Source organism: Allobosea sp. RIT-PG3_2, from assembly GCF_057321085.1.
This window is the reverse complement of sequence record NZ_JBXWCA010000001.1, coordinates 885,018-903,352: the sequence shown is the minus strand read 5'-3', so window position 1 is coordinate 903,352 and position 18,335 is coordinate 885,018. Positions and strand designations below refer to the sequence as shown.

12 protein-coding genes are annotated in these 18,335 nt (G+C 66.3%); 4 read left to right on the top strand and 8 right to left on the bottom strand.

Annotation, left to right across the window (positions count from 1 at the left end; all coding sequences use genetic code 11):
- Positions 1 to 47 precede the first annotated feature (47 nt).
- Genes AC2FAN_RS04055 through AC2FAN_RS04045 form a run of 3 tightly spaced genes read right to left on the bottom strand, consistent with a single transcriptional unit; the run spans position 48 to position 2,808 of the window.
- Positions 48 to 1,067, bottom strand: coding sequence for an SMP-30/gluconolactonase/LRE family protein (locus AC2FAN_RS04055; protein ID WP_485172797.1), 1,020 nt, complete (start codon positions 1,065 to 1,067; stop codon positions 48 to 50).
- A gap of 8 nt (positions 1,068 to 1,075) precedes the next feature.
- Positions 1,076 to 2,002: a 3,5-dioxohexanoate:acetyl-CoA acetone transferase gene (gene kce, locus AC2FAN_RS04050; protein ID WP_485172796.1), complete on the bottom strand. Its 927-nt coding sequence runs from the start codon at positions 2,000 to 2,002 to the stop codon at positions 1,076 to 1,078.
- A 23-nt stretch (positions 2,003 to 2,025) separates the two neighbouring features.
- Positions 2,026 to 2,808 (bottom strand): cyclase family protein, encoded by a 783-nt coding sequence (locus tag AC2FAN_RS04045; protein ID WP_485172795.1) that lies wholly within the window; start codon positions 2,806 to 2,808, stop codon positions 2,026 to 2,028.
- Positions 2,809 to 2,940: 132 nt separating this feature from the next.
- Between AC2FAN_RS04045 and AC2FAN_RS04040 the strand changes: the two genes are divergently transcribed.
- Positions 2,941 to 3,606 carry a TetR/AcrR family transcriptional regulator gene (locus AC2FAN_RS04040; protein ID WP_485172794.1) on the top strand — a complete coding sequence of 222 codons (666 nt, stop codon included), beginning with the start codon at positions 2,941 to 2,943 and terminating at the stop codon, positions 3,604 to 3,606.
- Between the two features lie 177 nt (positions 3,607 to 3,783).
- Complete coding sequence (locus AC2FAN_RS04035; RefSeq protein ID WP_476806824.1) at positions 3,784 to 4,809, top strand: ABC transporter substrate-binding protein; 1,026 nt, start codon at positions 3,784 to 3,786, stop codon at positions 4,807 to 4,809.
- Between the two features lie 114 nt (positions 4,810 to 4,923).
- Here AC2FAN_RS04035 and malQ read toward each other — a convergent pair whose 3' ends face one another.
- Both malQ and glgB read right to left on the bottom strand, forming a co-directional pair.
- A complete protein-coding gene (gene malQ, locus AC2FAN_RS04030) occupies positions 4,924 to 6,972 on the bottom strand; it encodes a 4-alpha-glucanotransferase (RefSeq protein ID WP_265052696.1) in 2,049 nt (682 codons plus the stop codon).
- 15 nt (positions 6,973 to 6,987) lie between these two features.
- Positions 6,988 to 9,204, bottom strand: a complete 2,217-nt coding sequence (gene glgB, locus AC2FAN_RS04025) for a 1,4-alpha-glucan branching protein GlgB (RefSeq protein ID WP_485172793.1) — start codon at positions 9,202 to 9,204, stop codon at positions 6,988 to 6,990.
- Positions 9,205 to 9,392: 188 nt separating this feature from the next.
- Here glgB and AC2FAN_RS04020 point away from each other — a divergent pair, with 188 nt between their 5' ends.
- The gene (locus tag AC2FAN_RS04020; protein ID WP_485172792.1) at positions 9,393 to 9,653 is read left to right on the top strand and encodes a DUF2934 domain-containing protein; all 261 of its coding nucleotides are present in this window, start codon (positions 9,393 to 9,395) and stop codon (positions 9,651 to 9,653) included.
- Between the two features lie 95 nt (positions 9,654 to 9,748).
- Here the strand turns inward: AC2FAN_RS04020 and glgA are convergent, their stop codons facing one another.
- A complete protein-coding gene (gene glgA, locus AC2FAN_RS04015; protein WP_485172791.1) occupies positions 9,749 to 11,281 on the bottom strand; it encodes a glycogen synthase GlgA in 1,533 nt (510 codons plus the stop codon).
- 220 nt (positions 11,282 to 11,501) lie between these two features.
- On the opposite strand from glgA, the gene glgX (AC2FAN_RS04010) reads away from it, so the two are divergent.
- Complete coding sequence (glgX, locus tag AC2FAN_RS04010) at positions 11,502 to 13,589, top strand: glycogen debranching protein GlgX (RefSeq protein ID WP_485172790.1); 2,088 nt, start codon at positions 11,502 to 11,504, stop codon at positions 13,587 to 13,589.
- 223 nt (positions 13,590 to 13,812) lie between these two features.
- Here glgX (AC2FAN_RS04010) and glgX (AC2FAN_RS04005) read toward each other — a convergent pair whose 3' ends face one another.
- Positions 13,813 to 15,768 (bottom strand): glycogen debranching protein GlgX, encoded by a 1,956-nt coding sequence (gene glgX / locus AC2FAN_RS04005; RefSeq protein ID WP_485172789.1) that lies wholly within the window; start codon positions 15,766 to 15,768, stop codon positions 13,813 to 13,815.
- A gap of 60 nt (positions 15,769 to 15,828) precedes the next feature.
- Positions 15,829 to 18,300 carry a glycogen/starch/alpha-glucan phosphorylase gene (locus AC2FAN_RS04000; RefSeq protein WP_485172788.1) on the bottom strand — a complete coding sequence of 824 codons (2,472 nt, stop codon included), beginning with the start codon at positions 18,298 to 18,300 and terminating at the stop codon, positions 15,829 to 15,831.
- Positions 18,301 to 18,335: the final 35 nt, after the last annotated feature.

Here is an 18,335-nt window from a genome sequence, read left to right as displayed (position 1 = left end):
TCCCAGGTCCTTTTTTGATTGCAATGCGGTGCGTGATGTCGCGGCGACTACCAATGCGCCATGGGCAGCCCGGCGACGGGTGAGCGGAAATATGGAATGCGCGAGGCCCGCAGGCTGCCGACATAGGCCGTGGCGAGATCGGGGCCGCCGAAGGTGATGCTGGCGAACCAGGGTGCGATCGTGCCTCCGCAGGCGAGCATCAGCTCGGAGGTGACTTCGTCGCGGGCAAAGGCGGCCATCAGCGCCTTGCCGGCGTCGCTGCCGCGGTCGTCGTCGAGCAGGATGCGCAGATCGCCATCGGGCGTGATCGCGAAGACCCGGTCGACCATCACATGGGTGCCCCAGAGATTGCCGTGGGCATCGAAGGCGATGCCGTCGATGAAGGCGCCGTGATTGCCGGGACCGAATATCTCGCGGTCGGTCAGCCTGCCATCGGGCTGGACGCGCAGCCGCGTCACCCGGCAGGCGCAGGTCTCGGCGACATAGAGCCATTCCTCGCGGGCATCGAGCCTGATCTCGTTGGTGAAGGCGAAGCCGTCGGCGACGATCCGCAGGCGTCCGCCATCATAAAGGGCGACATAGCCGTCGCGGATCGTCGGGCTCATCGCCCGCATCCAGTTCTGTGTCCGCGTCGAGATCGTCATCCAGATGCGGTCGCGGCTGTCGCGCAGCACGAAATTTACCTTGCCGATGGGCTGCCCGTCGATGGTGTCGACCAGCACGCGAGTCTCGCCGCCGCGCGTCATCAATTCCAGACGGTCGGTGCCGAAATTGGAGATGAGGATGTCGCCATTGCCCGCGAAGGCGAGGCCGTTCGGCAGCGTACCGGAAACGAAGCGCGCTTCCTCGTCAGCCGCGTCGGTGAAGCGGCGGCTGGCCGTCTGGGTAATCAGGCGCTGCGTGCCGTCGGGCCGGATATGCACGACGCCACCGCGCGCATCGGCGCTCCATAGCGAGCCGTCGCGCTCCGCGAGGATGCATTCTGGCCGTTGCAGGCCTTCGCCGACATAGCGGATCACCGCAGGATCGACCGTGAAGCCATCGAGCGGATTGGGGCTGCGCGACATCGGTGGCCTCAGAAATTCACTCGGTCGCCGCCCTTGAGGCCGAGCGTGGCGCGGGCCTCCTCCGGGGTGGCGATCTCGTAGCCGAGTTCTTCGACGATGCGGCGGATCTTGGCGACCTGCTCGGCATTGGAGGTGGCGAGCTTGCCCCTGCCGATGAACAGGCTGTCCTCCAGGCCGACGCGGACATTGCCGCCCATCATCGCGGCCTGCGTGCAGAACGCCATCTGATGACGGCCAGCCGCAAGAACAGACCAGTGATAGTCCTTGCCGAACAGCTTGTCGGCAGTGCGCTTCATGAACATCAGATTCTCAGGGTCGGCACCGATGCCGCCCAAAATGCCGAAGATCAACTGCAGGAAGACCGGGGGCTTGAACCAGCCGCGATCGAGGCAATGCGCGAGATTGTAGAGGTGGCCGACATCGTAGCACTCGTGCTCGAACTTGGTGCCGTGCCCCTCGCCGAGCAATTTGTAGATGCGCTCGATATCGCCGAAGGTGTTGCGGAAGATGAAGTCCTTGGTGCCGGCGAGATAGGGCTGTTCCCAGGGGTGTTTCCAGTCGCTGTACTTCTCCGCCAGCGGGTGCAGCGCGAAATTCATCGAGCCCATGTTGAGCGAGCACATCTCGGGCGCGGCCTTGAGCGGCGCCGCGAGGCGCTCATCCACCGTCATGGTCAGGCCGCCGCCGGTGGTGATGTTCACCACCGCGTCCGTCGCCTGCTTGATGCGCGGCAGAAACTCCATGAACACGGCGGGGTCCGGCGTCGGGCGGCCGTCCTTGGGGTCGCGGGCGTGCAGATGCAGGATGGCCGCGCCGGCTTCGGCGGCGGCGATGGCCTGTTCCGCGATCTGGTCGGGCGTGATCGGCAGATGCTCGGACATGGTCGGCGTATGGATGCCGCCGGTGACGGCGCAGGTGATGATGACCTTGCTCATGGGCGTCTCCCTTGCTTTTCGTTTCAGGCGGGCAGGATGGCGACGGCGCGTGTCCAGCCGGCGGACCCGTTGCGGACCTTCACCGGCAGGCAACTGACCATGAAGCCGGTTGCCGGCAGCGCTTCGAGATTATGCAGCTTCTCGATCTGGCAGTAGCCGGCCTCGCGCCCGGCCTTGTGGCCCTCCCAGATCAGCGAGGCGTCGCCTGTCTCGGCGAAACGCCGGGCGGTATGGCTGAACGGGGCATCCCAGCTCCAGCCATCGGTGCCGACGACCTTGATCCCTTGGCGGACGAGATGCAGCGTGGCCTCTCGGCCGAAGCCGCAGCCGGAGTCGATATAATCGGCCTGTCCGTAGCGGCTTCCGGCGCGGGTGTTGACCACCACGATTTCGAGCGGGCTGAGGCGATGGCCGATCCGCTCCAGCTCGGCGTCGATCTCGGCGGGGGTGACGACGTGACCATCCGGAAGATGGCGGAAATCGAGCTTCACGCCCGGCTGCAGGAACCACTCCAGCGGGCATTCGTCGATCTTCAGGGCAGGGGCGCCGCCATCCTGCGTCGGGTGATAATGCCAGGGCGCGTCGACATGGGTGCCGTTATGCGTCGAGATCGTCGCAAGCTCGACGGCCCAGCCCATTCCGTCCGGCAGTTGCTCGGGCTTCAGGCCGGGAAAAGCCGCAGCGATGTCTTTCGCGGTGCCCTCATGGGTGCGGTAGTCGATCCTGACCTTCTGGAAAGGCGGATCGGCGGGGACATCGTTTTCGAGCGGGATCGAGAGATCGACGAGGCGCCCGGTCGGCATCATGCTGGTTTCCTTCCCGTCCCGATGTGCTCTTCTCGGCATAATTTGGACGAACGTCCGACCAATAGCGTAAGATGCGCTTTCTGGTAAGAGGAAATCGCGCAGCGCGGCGGCGTTGCGAAGGAAAGGGATTCGATGTCAGGGGCGTCGACGCGCGAGCGCATTCTCGACGCTGCAGAGCGGACATTCGCGGAACGTGGCGGCGCCGATGGCGCTTCTATGCGGGATCTCGCGGCCGCGGCTGACGTCCGGCTCTCGCAGCTCAGCTATTATTTCGGCTCGAAAGAGGCGCTGTATCGGGCCGTCTTCGCCCGCCGGGCCGATGCGCTGGCCCTGGCACGCGGCACGGCGCTCGGCGTGGCGATGGCCGTGCCCGCGCCCGATATTCGTGCGGTGGTCGAAGCCTTCATCGGCCCTTCGGTGCGCCAGCGTTTCGCGGAAGGCGTTCAAGGGGCGGCGTTCGCGCAGCTGACGGCCCGCGAGGCGGTCGATCCGCGCGAGGCCGCGCGCGGCGTATTGGCCGAGCATTTCGACCCCACGGCCAGCGATTTCCTGGCGGCATTTGCGCGGCTCTACCCGGGTTCATCCCCCGCTTGCCGCGTCGATGCCTATCTTTTCATGGTTGGAGCGCTGGTCATGACGATGGCCTCCGGCGACCGTGCCGCGCGGCTCGACCAGGAGCGCCGGGATGCCCCCCCAGGCGAGAACACCGAGCTATTGCTCGAACATCTCATCACATTCTGCGCTGCCGGAATTGTCGGGTTGCTGGCGAGAAGGAACGGCGGATCGACCGGGGCCTGATTGCCTTCGGCGACCCGGCGAAACCGATTATGATCGTCAAAGATGGATTGCCCATTGCACGACTGCAGAACGCAGGCTTCAATCTCTCTCCAAGCAGAAATTCGAAGGTATTTTCTATCCGAGCAGTGCCATAACGCCGCTCGGCCGCGTCTGTCATGCGGCCGAACGGAGCTTGATATGATCGACCGCAGAACTCTGCTGGCTCTGGCGGCCGGTACCGTGGCCGGGATCGGTCAGGGCTTCGCTCAAAGCACGACGCTGCGCATCGGCTATGTGCCGGTCATCGGAGCGAGCGCCCTGTTCGTCGTCGCAGGAGACGGATCGGCACGAGATGCCGGCCTCGACCTCAAGCTCAGCAAGTTCGACTCCGGCCCGAACGCCATCCAGGCCTTCGCCTCCGGGACGATCGACATCCTGGTCATCGGCGTCGCTCCGGTGGCCGTCGCCCGCGCCCGCGGACTCGACACCGCGATCATCACTGCCGCTGCCGTCGGCGGTGCCGCCTTCATGGCGGGTCCCACCCTGGCCAAGGCCTTCGCCGAAAATGGCAACGACCCGGCCAAGGCCTTTGCCGCCTTCAAGGCTGCGACGGGCCGCAAGGCCAAGTTGGGCACACTGCCGCCCGGCGGCGTGCCGACGGTCGCCCTTCACCATTGGCTCTGGAAAGTCGGCAAGGTCGAGCGATCCGACGTCGAGATCGCCAATATGGGCATCGAGGTGGTGCAACAGGCCATGCTGACGGGCGCCATCGATGGCGGCACGCTGCTCGAGCCTTCGGTCACGCTTGTTTCCGAGCGGGACCCGCGCATCAAGCGCATCGTCAATTCGCCGGACATGTTCCCGAACATTCCAGGTGTCGTCGTCGCGGCATCGGGCGACCTCCTCAAGAACCGGCCCGATCTGGCCGAGCGTTTCGTCGGCCTCTTCCATCGAGCGACCGAGCAGATTCGCAGCGAGCCGGCCAAGGCGGCGCCGCTCGTGCTCGCCGTTCTCGGCGGCGGCCTGGTCGAGGAGGGCACGATCGCGCGAGCCCTGACCTCGCCGGCAGTGAGCTTCGTCAACGACCCCGGCAGGATTCGCGGGGCAACCGAGGAGCTGCTCGCCTATCAGGTGGAACTCGGCGACTTCCCCCAGGCCCCGGCGCTCGACGGCCTGTTCGATCAGGCTCTCTACGAACGCGGCGTGCGGACCGCAGCGCGCTGAGCGGCGTGCCTCAAAACGGGCTGGATAGGGTCGCGCTGCGCAACGCTATCGATCAGCTACCAGCGTCACAGGCGCAACGCTGAGCGCCCGGATAGCTGGCCTCCGTTTTCCGCCTCAAGCGGATTGGGCAGGGCCGAGCAGGGCGAGCCTGCGGCGCACGCCTTCGTCGTCGAGCAGATTCCCGGCATCGCCATCCAGCCGGTGGCGCCAATTGGGCTTCTCGATCGTCGTGCCGGGGACGTTGGGCTGCACGCGCAGGCCGAGCGCATCCTCTATCGGCACGATCTTCAGCGTGCAGGGTGTCGCGGCGATATAACGGATCGCCGCGTCCACCACCGGAGCGGTGTCATCGGGAGCAGGGCGCTCGCCCTCGGCCAGTCCGGCATCCTGAAAGGCACCCCAAAGCACACCGCGCTCCCATGCACGGGCATTTTCCGGTTCGGCGCCATCGGCCGGATCGATATCCGAGCCTGCCCACCAACCTGCAGTCGGCACGAGATCATGCGTGCTCGTCAAAGCGACCGCCTGCGGATCCCAGTCCCAGGGCCGGACATAGCCATGCTCGGTGCGCTCGAAGCGCAATACGCGCAGGCCGGCGACGCCCTGCTCGCGCAGATAGTCGCGGAAGCCGTAGGGCAGGGTGCCCAGATCCTCCCCGATGACGATGGCACGGTGCCGCCAGGATTCGAGCGCGATCAGCCGGAACAGCGTTTCCGAGGGAAAGCTGACATAGGCGCCGTCGAGTGCGCCCGCACCCTCGGGGATGAGCCAGAGGCGGCTCATGCCCATGACGTGGTCGATGCGGATGCCGCCGACATGGCGCAGGCTCGCGCGCAGGGTTTCGATGAAAGGCGCGTAGCCGCTTGCCGCGAGGCCGCGCGGGGAGAAGGTGGTCAAGGCCCAGTTCTGGCCGTCGGCGGCGTAGTAGTCGGGCGGCGCGCCGATGCTGAGCCCGTGCAGGATCTCGTCCTGACGGCTCCAGGCATGGCTGCCGGACCCGTCCATGCCGATGGCCAGATCGGCGATGAGGCCGACCGTCATGCCGGCATCCCGGCACGCGCGCTGGGCTCCCGCGTAGGAGCAGCTCGTGAGCCATTGCAGGAAGATCTGGTAGTTCACATCGCTCGCATGGGCCCCGGCGAACGCACCGACCTCGGCACCGTCGGGGTCGCGATAGCCCGGGAGCCAATCGCGCCAGCTCCGCAATGTCGGGTCGCGCGCCAGCTCAGCTGCGTGCAGCACCTCGAAGATCGCGTGAGAGCGCAGCAAGGGGGAGGCCTCGTCGGCAAAGCGCTGAAAGGCCACGCCGGCCTCGCTGCCGCTGTCAGCGCCGAGCAACCCATCGAACAGCCCCCGCAGGAAGCGCTGTTTCAGTGGGGTCGCGGCAAGCCAGTCGATCTGGCCGAGGCCGGAGAGCCGCTCCATCTCCTCCGCGAGTCCTTGGCGCGCGATGACATCGCGGATCAGGCCGTCCGGCAGCGCCGCGACGGGATCGGCATGAAGAGGGTTGTAGAAGAGCCGTGTCGAAGGGGAGTAAGGGCTGAACTGGGCGGGCAGGGCGCCGTAGAGCGCGTGGACGGGGCTGATCGCCAAGGTGTCGGCGCCCTGGGCGGCGGCGGCGCGCCCGAGCGCGGCAACCCCGGCGAAATTGCCGATGCCGCCGTCATTGTCGCTGCGCAGGGAATAGATCTGGGCGGCCAGCCCCCAGCCGGCGCGCCCGCCCGACAGATCCGGGAAGGTGATGCAGCGCGCCGGGGCGACCGCAACTGTGATGGTCCCGCTGTCGAGCTGGATGCTGTGGTAGCCCGGCTCGTCGAAGGCGGGCAGGGACAGGCGATCTCCCGATCTGTCGGCCGTGACGGTGCGGCGCGTTCCGTCCTCCCGAACCGTCTCGACAGTCATGCCGGCTTCGCCTGCCACCGGCAGGTCGACCGGTCGGCCGACACGGGCGGTCACGAAATTCGCCGAACCCGAGAGCGGGTTGGCTTCGATGGCAGCGAGCGAGTTGCGCAGGGCCTCGTCGCCAGCCGTGGGCAGACCAAGCGCCAGCAGGATGGCGCGCAGGCTGTCCGGCGAGACCTGGCGCAGCGTGCCGGTCTGGTCGGTCCATTCGGGCGCGATGCCGGCGCGCATGGCGAGCTGGCGCAGGATGTCGTCGGTCATCGCTCGCTCCGAAGCTCAGATCTTGCGCGCCGGGCCGGCATGTTCCAGCACGACCAGAGACAGCGGCGGCAGGGTCAATGACAATGATTGCGTCTGCCCATGCGCGGCCACGGGCTCAGCCACAACCTGCCCGCCATTGCCCAGGTCCGAGCCGCCATAGGCGGCCGCGTCGCTGTTGAGCCGTTCCGCCCAAAGGCCTGAAGCGGGGACGCCGACGCGATAATCGTGGCGCGGGACCGGCGTCATGTTCGCGACGACGAGCAGGGGCGGCCGATCGTCCCCGGCAGATCGCGCGAAGGCGAAGATGGCGTTGACGTTGTCGTCCGCGATGACCCAGTCGAAGCCATCGGGGCTGTGGTCCAGGCGATAGAGCGCCGGGGTCGCGCGATAGAGCGCATTGAGATCGCGCATCAGCTGCATCGCGCCGCGACGCCGGACGTCGTCATCGGAGGGCCAGGGGAAGGGCGCATCGACGTTCCACTCGTCTTCCTGGCCGAACTCGCACCCCATGAAGAGCAGCTTCTTGCCCGGATGCGTCCACATCAGCGCGAGGCACAGGCGCAAATTCGCGAAGCGCTGCCAATCGTCGCCGGGCATGCGGCCGAGCAGCGATCCTTTGCCGTGGACGACCTCGTCATGGGAGATCGGCAGCACGAAGTTCTCGGAGAAGGCGTAGATTAGCCCGAAGGTGACGTCGTCGCCGTGAAAGCCGCGATGGATCGGATCACGCGCGAAATAGCGCAGGGTGTCGTGCATCCAGCCCATGTTCCATTTGAAGTGGAACCCGAGCCCGCCATGGTGGACGGGAGAGGTCACGCCGGGCCATGCCGTCGATTCCTCGGCGATGGTGATGGCGCCGCGGCTGCGGGCGCCCACCAGCGTGTTGAGCTCCTGGAAGAACGAGATCGCCTCGAAATTCTCGCGTCCGCCGAGATGGTTGGGCACCCATTCGCCGGGCAGGCGGCTGTAGTCGCGATAGAGCATGGACGCGACGGCATCGACGCGCAGGCCATCGAGATGGAAGGTCTCCAGCCACCACAGCGCCGAGGCGATCAGGAAGCCGCGCACCTCGCGCCGGCCGACATTGTAGATCAGCGTGTTCCAGTCGCGGTGGAAGCCCTGTCGCGGGTCCTCGTGCTCATAGAGCGCGGTGCCGTCGAAACGGGCAATGCCGTGATCGTCCGATGGAAAATGCGCCGGCACCCAATCGAGGATCACCCCGATGCCGGCGGCGTGGCAGCGATCGACGAAGCGGGCGAAATCCTCCGGAGAGCCGAGCCGGGCGGTCGGCGCGAACAGCCCGAGCGGCTGGTAGCCCCAGGAGCCTCCGAACGGGTGCTCCGTGATCGGCAGCAATTCGACATGGGTGAAGCCCATATACTGCAGATAGGGGATCAGCCTGTCCGTCGCCTCCTCCCAGCTGCCGAGCTGGCCCCATTCCGTCCGCAGCCATGAGCCGACATGGACCTCATAGGCCGCAAGCGGCTCGTTCATCGGAGTGGCGTTTTCGCGATGCTTCAGCCATCCGGCGTCTGTCCAGGTGAATGCGGGAGCCGTTGCGACGATCGAGCCGGTGCGCGGCGGAAGCTCGTGCCGCCGGCCGAGCGGATCGGCCTTCCAGGGCAATTGTTCGCCATGGGAGCCGGTGATCGCATATTTGTAGACAGCGCCGGGGCCGATGCCGGGGATGAACAGTTCCCAGATGCCGGGGCCGAGGCGGCGGCGCATCGCATGACGGCGGGCATCCCAGCCGTTGAAGTCGCCGACGACCGAGACATGAGAGGCGTTCGGCGCCCAGACGGCGAAGAGGACGCCGTCGACGCCGTCGAAGCTGCGCGGATTGGCGCCGAGCCGGGTCGACAGATCGAAATGCCGTCCCTCGGCGAAGAGGTAGATGTCCTCCTCCGAGAGCAGCAGGCCGAAGGCGTAGGGATCGGCGGCCTCGACGATGCCGTCCGGCCAGGAAATCCGGAGCCGATAGGGCTCGTCAGCCGGCGCGATGGCCTGGAATATGCTGTTGCCCAGGCCGATCATGGCAACGGATTTGCGATCGTCGCCCTCTCCGGTGACGAGCTCAACATAGTTGGTGCCCGGCAGGAAGGCCCGCACGAAATGGCCACCCTCGAAGGCGTGTCGGCCGAGCACGGCGAAGGGGTCGGGATGCCGCGCCTGCTCGAGGAGATCGACCTCATGCAAGGACAAGCTGGGCAGGGGAGGCAAAGTCTGGCGCATCAGTCGCCCTTGTCGCGGCGCGAGAGGGACTCCACCGCAGCCGGGGAATCATTCATGATGCAACGCAGCAGAGATGCTTTGCGTTCCGGCTTCAAGATGCCGCATATTTCGTCAGATCCTGCCCGGAACCGGGCGCTGTGGCTGCGGTTGTTCAACCGGATTTTAGCCTTGAGGCAAGGAGATTGTCGATGAGCCGGGAGCAGATCGTCCGCGATACCGCCTATGCGATCTGGGAGGCGGAGGGCAAGCCGGAGGGGCGCGATACCGAGCATTGGCGTCAGGCCGAGCAGCGCGTCGCCGCGAGCGTCGACAAAGCCCCCAAAGCGAAAGCGCCTGTGAAGGGCAAGGTCACGCCTGACGCCGATGGCAAGCCGAAGGCGCAGGCGCCCCTCAAGGCCGCTGCGACGAAAGCCGCGCCCGGCAAAGCCGCATCGACGAAGAAAGCCTGAGGTCGCCGGCTCGACCGGTCGAACTCTCCGGGCCGCCAACAGCCGCTCTCTATGGAGCGGCTTTTTTTGCGTCCAGAAGCCGCGTGCCACGCTGTTCAAGCAGCCAGGGCCCGAGCGTAGACATCGGCATAGCGGAAGGTCGGGCGGCGCCAGTCGAAGCGCTTGGCCATCGCGTGCTCGCGCATCTGCCGGAAGTCGCGCTTCGAGCGATAGGCTTCGAGGGCGCGCGTGACGGCGCCGGTAAGCCCCGCCCCGGTCAGCGACGAGAACAGGAAGCCCGAAAGACCGTCCTCGATCGTATCGACGAGCCCGCCGGTACGATAGGCGATCGGCAGGGCGCCGGAGCGCTGCGCGTACATCTGGCTCAGACCGCAGGGTTCGAAGCGCGAGGGCATCAGCAGGAAATCGCTCGCCGCGAAGAGGCGGCGGGCCTCGCCATCGTCGAAGCCGATGCGAGCGGCGACCGAGCGGGGGTACTGCCGCGCCAGCTTCTCGACCGCCTCCTCGATGCGCGGCTCGCCACGTCCGGTGACGACGAGCTGGCCGCCTTGCCTGACGATAGTCTCCGCCGCTTCCAGCGACAGGTCGATGCCCTTCTGATGGACGAGGCGCGAGACGATGGAGAACAGCGGGCCGCGCGAGTCGGGCAGTTCGAAGACCTTGCGGATTTCGGCGGCATTGCGCCGCTTCCACTGCCGGATGATCTGCTCGCTGGTCTTGCCGCCTTCGATCAGCGCGTTCCAGCTATCGTCGATGCCGTTGACGATGCCGGTGAGGCGGCCCTCGTCCATGCGCGTCTTCAGGAGCCCTTCGAGGCCGCAGCCATGTTCCGGCGTGGTGATTTCCTGGGCGTAGGTTTCGCTGACCGTGGTGACGTGGGAGCCGTAGAAGATGCCGCTCTTCAAGAACGAGATCTTGCCGTGGAATTCGGCGCCGTTGACGTGGAAGGCGAGGTCGGGGATGCCGAGCGCAGCCATGCGCTGCGGCTGGTAGAGGCCCTGATAGGCGAGGTTGTGGATCGTCAGGATCGACGGGGTAGCCAATCCCTTCCAGCGCAGATACCCGGCCGCGAGCGCGGACGGCCAGTCGTTGACGTGGATGATGTCCGGCTTCCAGTTCGGATCGGCTTCACCGGCGGCGATTTCCGCGGCCGCGAGCGACAGCCGGCCGAAACGGACGTCGTTGTCGCCGAAATCCCCGCCGCCGAAAGGCCCGTAGGGCGATCCTTCGCGATCATAGAGTTCATCGCAGAGCACGGCATAGATCGTGAGGCCGTCCGGGGTGGCGAAGCGCCCGAGCGACCAGGGCGGCAGGCTCGCCGTGCGTGGCATCGTCCGCACGATGTCCATGGCCGGCCTGGCGGCCCGCACCTGGCGGAACCCGGGGATCAGAACGCGGACGTCGCAAAATGCGCGCAGTTGACGCGGCAGCGCCGTGGAGACCTCGCCGAGCCCGCCGGCCTTGATGAAATCCCCCATTTCGGAGGTGACGAAGAGGAGTTTGGTCGCAGCCGCTATGGGCGAAGGCGCTTCGGCGGGTTCATGCCTGACGGCCGGGGCATAGGTGAGGGCGTGGCCTGACGTGGACGAGACGGTCTCGGTCTCAGCCTGCTTCAGCACATCGGCCATCGTCACGTCCTCGGCACGTCGCCCATCGAGAAACCCAGCGGAGTCATCATAGTTCCATGTTGCGTTGCAAAATCATTATGCAAGATCGGGACCGTTCCGCCGGAACCGCGCGGCATGCGCGACGTTGCAGCCTTCACGACCAGCATGACGGGCGGAGATGACAGGGTCGTGGCGCGATGCCGTTGCCCGTTCCCGCCTCAAAGGATGAGGCGAGAGCGGCATGGCGCGGACTTCCATCGATCCGAGCGAGATCAAGCCTGGGCATATCAGCGAACTCGGGGCGACCCCCGACGGGGAGGGCACCAACTTCGCGCTGTTCTCGGCCCATGCCGAACGGGTCGAGCTCTGCCTTTTCGACGAGAGCGGCAAGACCGAGACGGCACGCATCACCTTGCCGGAATACACCGACGAGGTCTTTCACGGTAACTTGCCCGGCGTCGGCCCGGGTCAGCGCTATGGCTATCGCGTCCATGGCCGCTTCGCGCCAGAGGAGGGGCACCGGTTCAACCCCAACAAGCTGCTGCTCGATCCCTATGCCAGGGAGTTCTCGGGCGCCCTCGACTGGAACGATGCGCATTACGGCTACGAGATCGGGGCTGGAAAGGACCGGGACCTCAGCTTCAGCGAGTTGGACAGCGCCCCGTTCACGCCGAAATGCGTGGTCGTGGACTGGAAGGCCGATGCGAAGCGCCCCGCAGCGCCGGCGGTCGAATGGGACCGGACGATCTTCTACGAGGCGCATGTACGCGGCTTCACCCAGCTGCACCCGGCGGTGCCGGAGGACAAGCGCGGCACCTTCGACGGCCTCGGCGAGAAGGCGGTGATCGACTATATCAAGGCACTCGGCGTCACCACGGTCGAGCTTCTGCCGGTGCATGCCTATCTCGACGACCATCACCTCGTCGCCAAGGGCCTGTCGAACTATTGGGGCTACAATAGCATCGGCTTCTTCGCGCCGATGGCGCGCTATCTCGGCCGGGCCGGCCTGTCCTCATTCCGCGACATGGTCCGCAAGTTCCACGATGCCGGGCTCGAGGTCGTGCTGGACGTGGTCTACAACCACACCGCAGAAGGCAACGAACTCGGACCGACGCTCTCTTTCAAGGGCATCGACAACTTTTCCTACTATCGGACGATGCCGAAGGAGCCGCGCTTCTACATCAACGACACCGGCACCGGGAACACGGTCAACACATCCCATCCGCGTGTACTGCAGATGGTGATGGATTCGCTGCGCTACTGGGTCGAGGTCATGGAAGTCGACGGTTTCCGCTTCGATCTCGGCACGATCCTCGGCCGCGAGCCGCATGGCTTCGACCCGCGCGGCGGCTTCTTCGACGCGATCGGGCAGGACCCGGTGCTGCGCAAGGTCAAGCTGGTCGGCGAGCCCTGGGATATCGGCCCCGGCGGCTATCAGGTCGGCAGCTTCCCGCCCGGCTGGGCCGAATGGAACGACAAGTACCGCGATACCGTGCGGGCTTATTGGAAGGGCGAGGAAGGCATCATCCGCGACTTGGCCGCGCGGATCACCGGCTCCGGCGACATCTACGACCAGCGCGGCCGCAGGCCCTGGGCCGGGGTCAACTTCCTGACCGCGCATGACGGCTTCACGCTCAACGATCTCGTTTCCTACAACGACAAGCACAACGAGGCGAACGGCGAGGACAACAAGGACGGCCACGGCCACAATCTGTCCTTCAACTATGGCACCGAAGGGCCGACAGAAGACGAGGGCATCATTGCCGTGCGCGAGCGGCAAAAGCGCAATCTGCTGGCGACGCTGCTCCTCTCCCACGGCACGCCGATGCTGCTCTCCGGCGACGAGCACGGCCATTCCAACCGCGGCAACAACAACGTCTACGCTCAGGACAATGATACGGCCTGGATGCGCTGGGACGAGATCACCGCTCGCGACGAGGCGCTTGCCAACTTCGTGAAGCGCGTGATCGCGCTGCGGACGGAGCATCCGATCTTCCGCCGGGCATCCTTCCGCGACGGTTGCGTGCTGCGCTGGGTCAATCCGGCCGGCGGCGACCAGCAGGAGGAGCACTGGGATGACCCGGGCGTGCTCGCGATCGGTCTGCTGATGCATAGGCCCGATGTCGAGGCCAGTGGCGACGAGGCGCTGATCCTGTTCAACGCCTTCGACGGCGAGGTCGTGTTCAAGATCCCGGCGCGGGTGAAGCCGGGCTCCTGGGCAGTGGTGCTGGATACAGAGACCGGCCCGAACTCGGACGAAGGCCGCAAGAGGGTGAAGGCCGATCAGGAGATCACGCTGTCGCCCCGCTCGCTGATCGTCCTGATGTGACGAGGCTCGGCGTTCGCTAGAGCTCAGGAGTGTTGACGGAACCACGGCGTCATTCCGGGGCTTCGCGTCAGCGAAGAGTCCGGAATCCATGAACACGGGGTCAAACGAGAAGACCCGTCGGATCGGCGCGCTTTTGGATGGGCCGTCGTGTTCATGGGTTCCGGGCTCGGGCCTGCGGCCCGCCCCGGAATGACGGCGTGGTTCCGTGCAAAATCAATGTGCTCTAGGCCGTGCGGCGCCAGAGGCTGACGCTGCGGGGCGGCAATTCGCCGGCTGCACCCTCGTTCGATGCGAGCAGCCTGGTCCAAGCTCCCGTAGAGAACGACAACGGCATGGCTTCACGTCCACGGTTGATGGCGATCAGGAGGCTCTCCTCTGCGTCGTTGAGCTGGAGGCAGAAGGCATCCAGCTTCGACCATTCGCCGTCGGCCACGCGCTGGCCGTCCGGCTTCAGCCAGAGCCCGTCGGGCGGATCGCCATTGCCGGTGAGGAAGCTGTGCTGTCCGAGAACGGGATGGGCACGGCGCAGGCGCATCAGTTCCGCGACGAAGTCGATCAGGGCCCCGTCGACTGACGCCCAATCGAGCCAGGTGATGTCGTTGTCCTGGGCATAGGCATTGTTGTTGCCGCGTTGGGTCCGTCCGAATTCATCGCCGGCCGTCAGCATCGGGACGCCACGCGATAGGAAAAGCGTCGCCAGCAGGGCGCGGGCGTCGCGTCGCCGCGTCGCCTCGATTGCGGGATCGCCGCTTGGACCTTCGACGCCGTCGTTCCAGCTGTGGCTGTCATTGTCGCCGTCCCGATTGCCTTCGCCGTTCGCCTCGTTGTGCTTGGCGGCGTAGCTGACGAGATCGGCGAGGGTGAAGCCGTCATGGGCCGTGACGAAGTTGACGCTCGCCTGCGGGCCGCGATGGCGGGCGGCGAAGAGGTCGGAGGAGCCGGCAAGCCGCGTCGCCAACGCGCCGGCCATGCCGCTGTCGCCACGCCAGAAGCGGCGGACATCGTCGCGATAGCGGCCGTTCCATTCGGCGAAGGGGGCGGGGAATTCGCCCAGGCGATAGCCGCCAGGCCCGATGTCCCAGGGCTCGGCGATCAGGATCGACTGCGAGAGGTCCGGATCCTGGAGGAGGGCGGAGAAGAAGGGCGCGTCCGGCGAGAAACCTGTGGCGGTGCGCCCGAGCACGGTGCCGAGGTCGAAGCGGAAGCCGGAGACGCCGAGGCGGCGCCAATGGCGCAACGCGTCCATCGCCAGGCGCACGACCGGCGCGCTATCGAGCGCGATGGTGTGGCCGCAGCCGGTGTCGTTGATCAGCCGGCCGGGATCGTCCTCGGCATGGCGATAATACACCGCGTTATCGAGGCCGCGCAGCGAGATGGTGGCGCCGTGTTCGTCGCTTTCGGCCGTGTGGTTGAAGACGACGTCCAGGATCACGCCGATGCCGGCGCGGTCATAGGTCGCGCACAGCGCTGCGAGATCGGCCGCCCCGTTCGGAGCCAATCGCGGATCGAGCGCGAAGAAGTTGACGGGGTTGTAGCCCCAGGCATTGCGCAGCCCGAGAGGCGGCAGGTGCCGCTCATCCATCCAGGCGGCAACGGGCATCAACTCGACATGGCTGACACCGAGCTTCTTGAGATGCGCGATCAGTGCCGGCTCGGTCAGCGCCGCCAGCGTGCCGCGTAGCGCTTCCGGCGCAGCCGGCTGGTGCATGCTGAACGCCCTGACGGACAGCTCATAGATGAAACCCGGCGATCGCGGAGCGACGACCTGTGCAGCATCGTCGGCGGTGACGATGCCCAGGGGTACGAGCCCGGCCGAATCCACGCCACGCTGCACGAGGCGCGGGTCCCATCGGAACGGGCGATCGACCGATTTCGCATAAGGGTCGACGAGCAGCTTCGATGCATCGAAGCGATGGCCCTGCTCGGGCTGGCAGGGACCCTCGACCCGCAAGCCATAGCGCAATCCCGGCCGCGCGCCCGGCACGAAGCCATGATGGATGTCGCCGCTGCGGACTGGCAGGGGCTGCCGCGCGACCTCCGTTTCGCCGCCCTCGTCGAACAGGCATAGATGCACGCGCTCGCCGTGCCGGGAGAAGACGGCGAAAGCCACGCCATCCCGCGTCGGCGTCGCCCCCAGCTCCGCCGGGCAGGCGCTGCGGACGACGGACCAGCGGGTCATCGGAGCACGAGACGTTGCGTGCGGCGTGTAGACTCGAACGGGCGATGTCCGGCCAAGATCTCAGCCCTTGGGAGCGTAGCCGGCCGGCACGTTCCAGATCCGATCGGCATATTCGCGGATGGCGCGGTCGGCGCTGAACCAGGCGCAATGGGCGGTGTTGGTCACGGCCATACGCCACCATTGCGCGGGATCGCCCCAGAGCGCATCGACCCGCCTCTGTGCCTGGCGGTAGCTCTCGAAGTCGTTCAGCACCATGAACCAGTCATTGGCGCGCAGGCCCTCGACGAGGCCGAGATAGCGGTCGCGATCGCGCGGCGAATAGGCGCCGCTGGCGACGGCATCCAGCACCCCTTCGAGGTGCGGTGCCTCCCGGATGACATCGGCTGTCGGGCGCGGGTTGCGCTTGGCCGCTTCGACCTGTTCCGCCGTCATGCCGAAGATGACGATGTTGTCTTCGCCGACGCGCTCGCCGATCTCGATATTGGCGCCGTCGAGCGTGCCGATGGTGACGGCGCCGTTCAGCGCGAACTTCATGTTGCCGGTGCCGGAGGCCTCCATGCCGGCGGTGGAGATCTGCTCCGAGAGGTCGGCGGCCGGAATGATCATCTCGGCCAGGCTGACATTGTAGTTCGGCAGGAAGACGACCTTGAGTCGGTCGCGCGTGGTGATGTCGTTGTTCACCACGGCGGCGACGTCGTTGATCAGGTTGATGATCGACTTGGCGGTGGCGTAGTTCGACGCCGCCTTGCCGGCGAAGATCTTCACGCGCGGCGCCCAGTCTCGATAGGGCTCGGAGCGGATCGCATCGTAAAGCGCGATCGTCTCGAGGATGTTGAGCAACTGGCGCTTGTATTCGTGGATGCGCTTGATCTGGACGTCGAATAGCGCATCGGGATCGACCGTGACCCCGCAATCCTGGCGGATGATCTTGGCCAGCTTCAGCTTGTTCTCGCGGCGAATGGCGATGAGGCGCTCATGGACGGCCTTGTCGCCCGCATGGGCGCCGAACCGGCGGATGAGGCCGATATCGTCGGTGACCGCTTCTCCGCACGTCTCTTCAAGCAGCTTCGTCAATCCGGGGTTGGCGCCGAACAGCCAGCGGCGCGGCGTGATCCCGTTGGTGACGTTGGTGATGCGATCCGGAAAGACGCCGTTGAGCGGCGCGAAGACCGTCTCCTTCATCAGGCTGGAATGCAGCGCCGAGACGCCGTTCACCTTGTGCGAGCCGACGAAGGCGAGATGGGCCATGCGCACGCGGCGGCCGTGATGCTCGTCGATCAGCGAAAGCGCGGCGAGGTCGGCCTCGGGCGCGTCGCGGCGCACGCTGTCGAGGAAGCGGGCGTTGATACCGAAGATGATCTGCATGTGGCGCGGCAGCAGCCGCTCCATCAGCGCCACCGGCCAGGTCTCCAGGGCCTCCGGCAGGAGCGTGTGGTTGGTGTAGGAGATCGTGGCGTTGGTGACTGCCCAGGCCTGCTCCCATTCCATCTTGTGCTGGTCGATCAGCAGCCGCATCAGCTCCGCCACGGCGAGCGCAGGGTGCGTGTCGTTGAGCTGGATCGACGCCTTCTCGGCGAGATCGTCCAGCTTGCCGAACTGTCGATAATGCCGCCGGACGAGGTCCTGCAACGATGCGGAGGTGAAGAAGAACTCCTGCCGCAACCGCAATTCCTGGCCGACCGGCGTGGAATCGTTTGGATAGAGCACCTTCGAGATGGCCTCGGCGCGGTTCCGCTCCGCCACAGCGCCGATCAGGTCGCCCTGGTTGAAGGCGTCGAGCGAAAGCGGGTGCATCGCGCGGGCGCGCCACAGCCGCAGCGTGGTGGCGTCCCGGCCGCGCCAGCCGACGATCGGCGTGTCGTAGGCGACGGCGAAGACCGTTTCTTCCGGAGCCCAGAAGACCTCGCCGGGCTTGGCAGTGCCGGTGACCGAGCCGCCGAAGCCGATCTTGTAGGCGCTCTCGCGCCGTTCGAACTCCCACGGATTGCGGAAGGAGAGCCAGTCTTCCGGCACTTCGACTTGCTTGCCGCCGTCGATGCGCTGCTTGAACAGGCCGTGATCGTACCGGATGCCGTAGCCGAGCGCGGCGACGCCGGTCGATGCCATCGCCTCCATGTAGCAGGCGGCGAGCCGGCCGAGGCCGCCATTGCCCAGGGCGGCATCGGGCTCGATGGTTTCGATGTCGTTGAGGTCGACGCCCAACTCGTGCATGGCCTGCGCCATCGCGCCGGTCAGCCCGAGATTGTTCAGCGTGTCGGCGAGCGATCGGCCGATCAGGAACTCCAGCGAGAGGTAGTAGACCCGCTTGCGCCCGGTGGCGTAGCTCTCCTTCGTCGAATTCTGCCAGACGTCGACGACATGGTCGCGTGCGGCGAGGATACCCGCCGTCAGCCAGTCATGCGGTTGAGCGACAGCCGGGTTTTTCCCGAGCGAATAGGTGAGCTTGCGCACCACCTCTGCCTTGATGCGCTCGACCTGTTCGTCGGGCTCATAGTGCACGGAGGACTGGGAGGAGGTCGCGCTCAAGGACAAAGCTCGTTGCTGCCAAAGGAGATGCCACGATCTCC

What these genes read in the sequence shown, in the direction of transcription:
- glgB (WP_485172793.1), bottom strand. Translation starts at nt 9,204, where the DNA reads ATGCGCCAGACTTTGCCTCCCCTGCCCAGCTTGTCCTTGCATGAGGTC.
- AC2FAN_RS04045 (WP_485172795.1), bottom strand. Translation starts at nt 2,808, where the DNA reads ATGATGCCGACCGGGCGCCTCGTCGATCTCTCGATCCCGCTCGAAAAC.
- AC2FAN_RS04055 (WP_485172797.1), bottom strand. Translation starts at nt 1,067, where the DNA reads ATGTCGCGCAGCCCCAATCCGCTCGATGGCTTCACGGTCGATCCTGCG.
- kce (WP_485172796.1), bottom strand. Translation starts at nt 2,002, where the DNA reads ATGAGCAAGGTCATCATCACCTGCGCCGTCACCGGCGGCATCCATACG.
- glgA (WP_485172791.1), bottom strand. Translation starts at nt 11,281, where the DNA reads ATGGCCGATGTGCTGAAGCAGGCTGAGACCGAGACCGTCTCGTCCACG.
- AC2FAN_RS04035 (WP_476806824.1), top strand. Translation starts at nt 3,784, where the DNA reads ATGATCGACCGCAGAACTCTGCTGGCTCTGGCGGCCGGTACCGTGGCC.
- AC2FAN_RS04020 (WP_485172792.1), top strand. Translation starts at nt 9,393, where the DNA reads ATGAGCCGGGAGCAGATCGTCCGCGATACCGCCTATGCGATCTGGGAG.
- glgX (WP_485172790.1), top strand. Translation starts at nt 11,502, where the DNA reads ATGGCGCGGACTTCCATCGATCCGAGCGAGATCAAGCCTGGGCATATC.
- glgX (WP_485172789.1), bottom strand. Translation starts at nt 15,768, where the DNA reads ATGACCCGCTGGTCCGTCGTCCGCAGCGCCTGCCCGGCGGAGCTGGGG.
- malQ (WP_265052696.1), bottom strand. Translation starts at nt 6,972, where the DNA reads ATGACCGACGACATCCTGCGCCAGCTCGCCATGCGCGCCGGCATCGCG.
- AC2FAN_RS04040 (WP_485172794.1), top strand. Translation starts at nt 2,941, where the DNA reads ATGTCAGGGGCGTCGACGCGCGAGCGCATTCTCGACGCTGCAGAGCGG.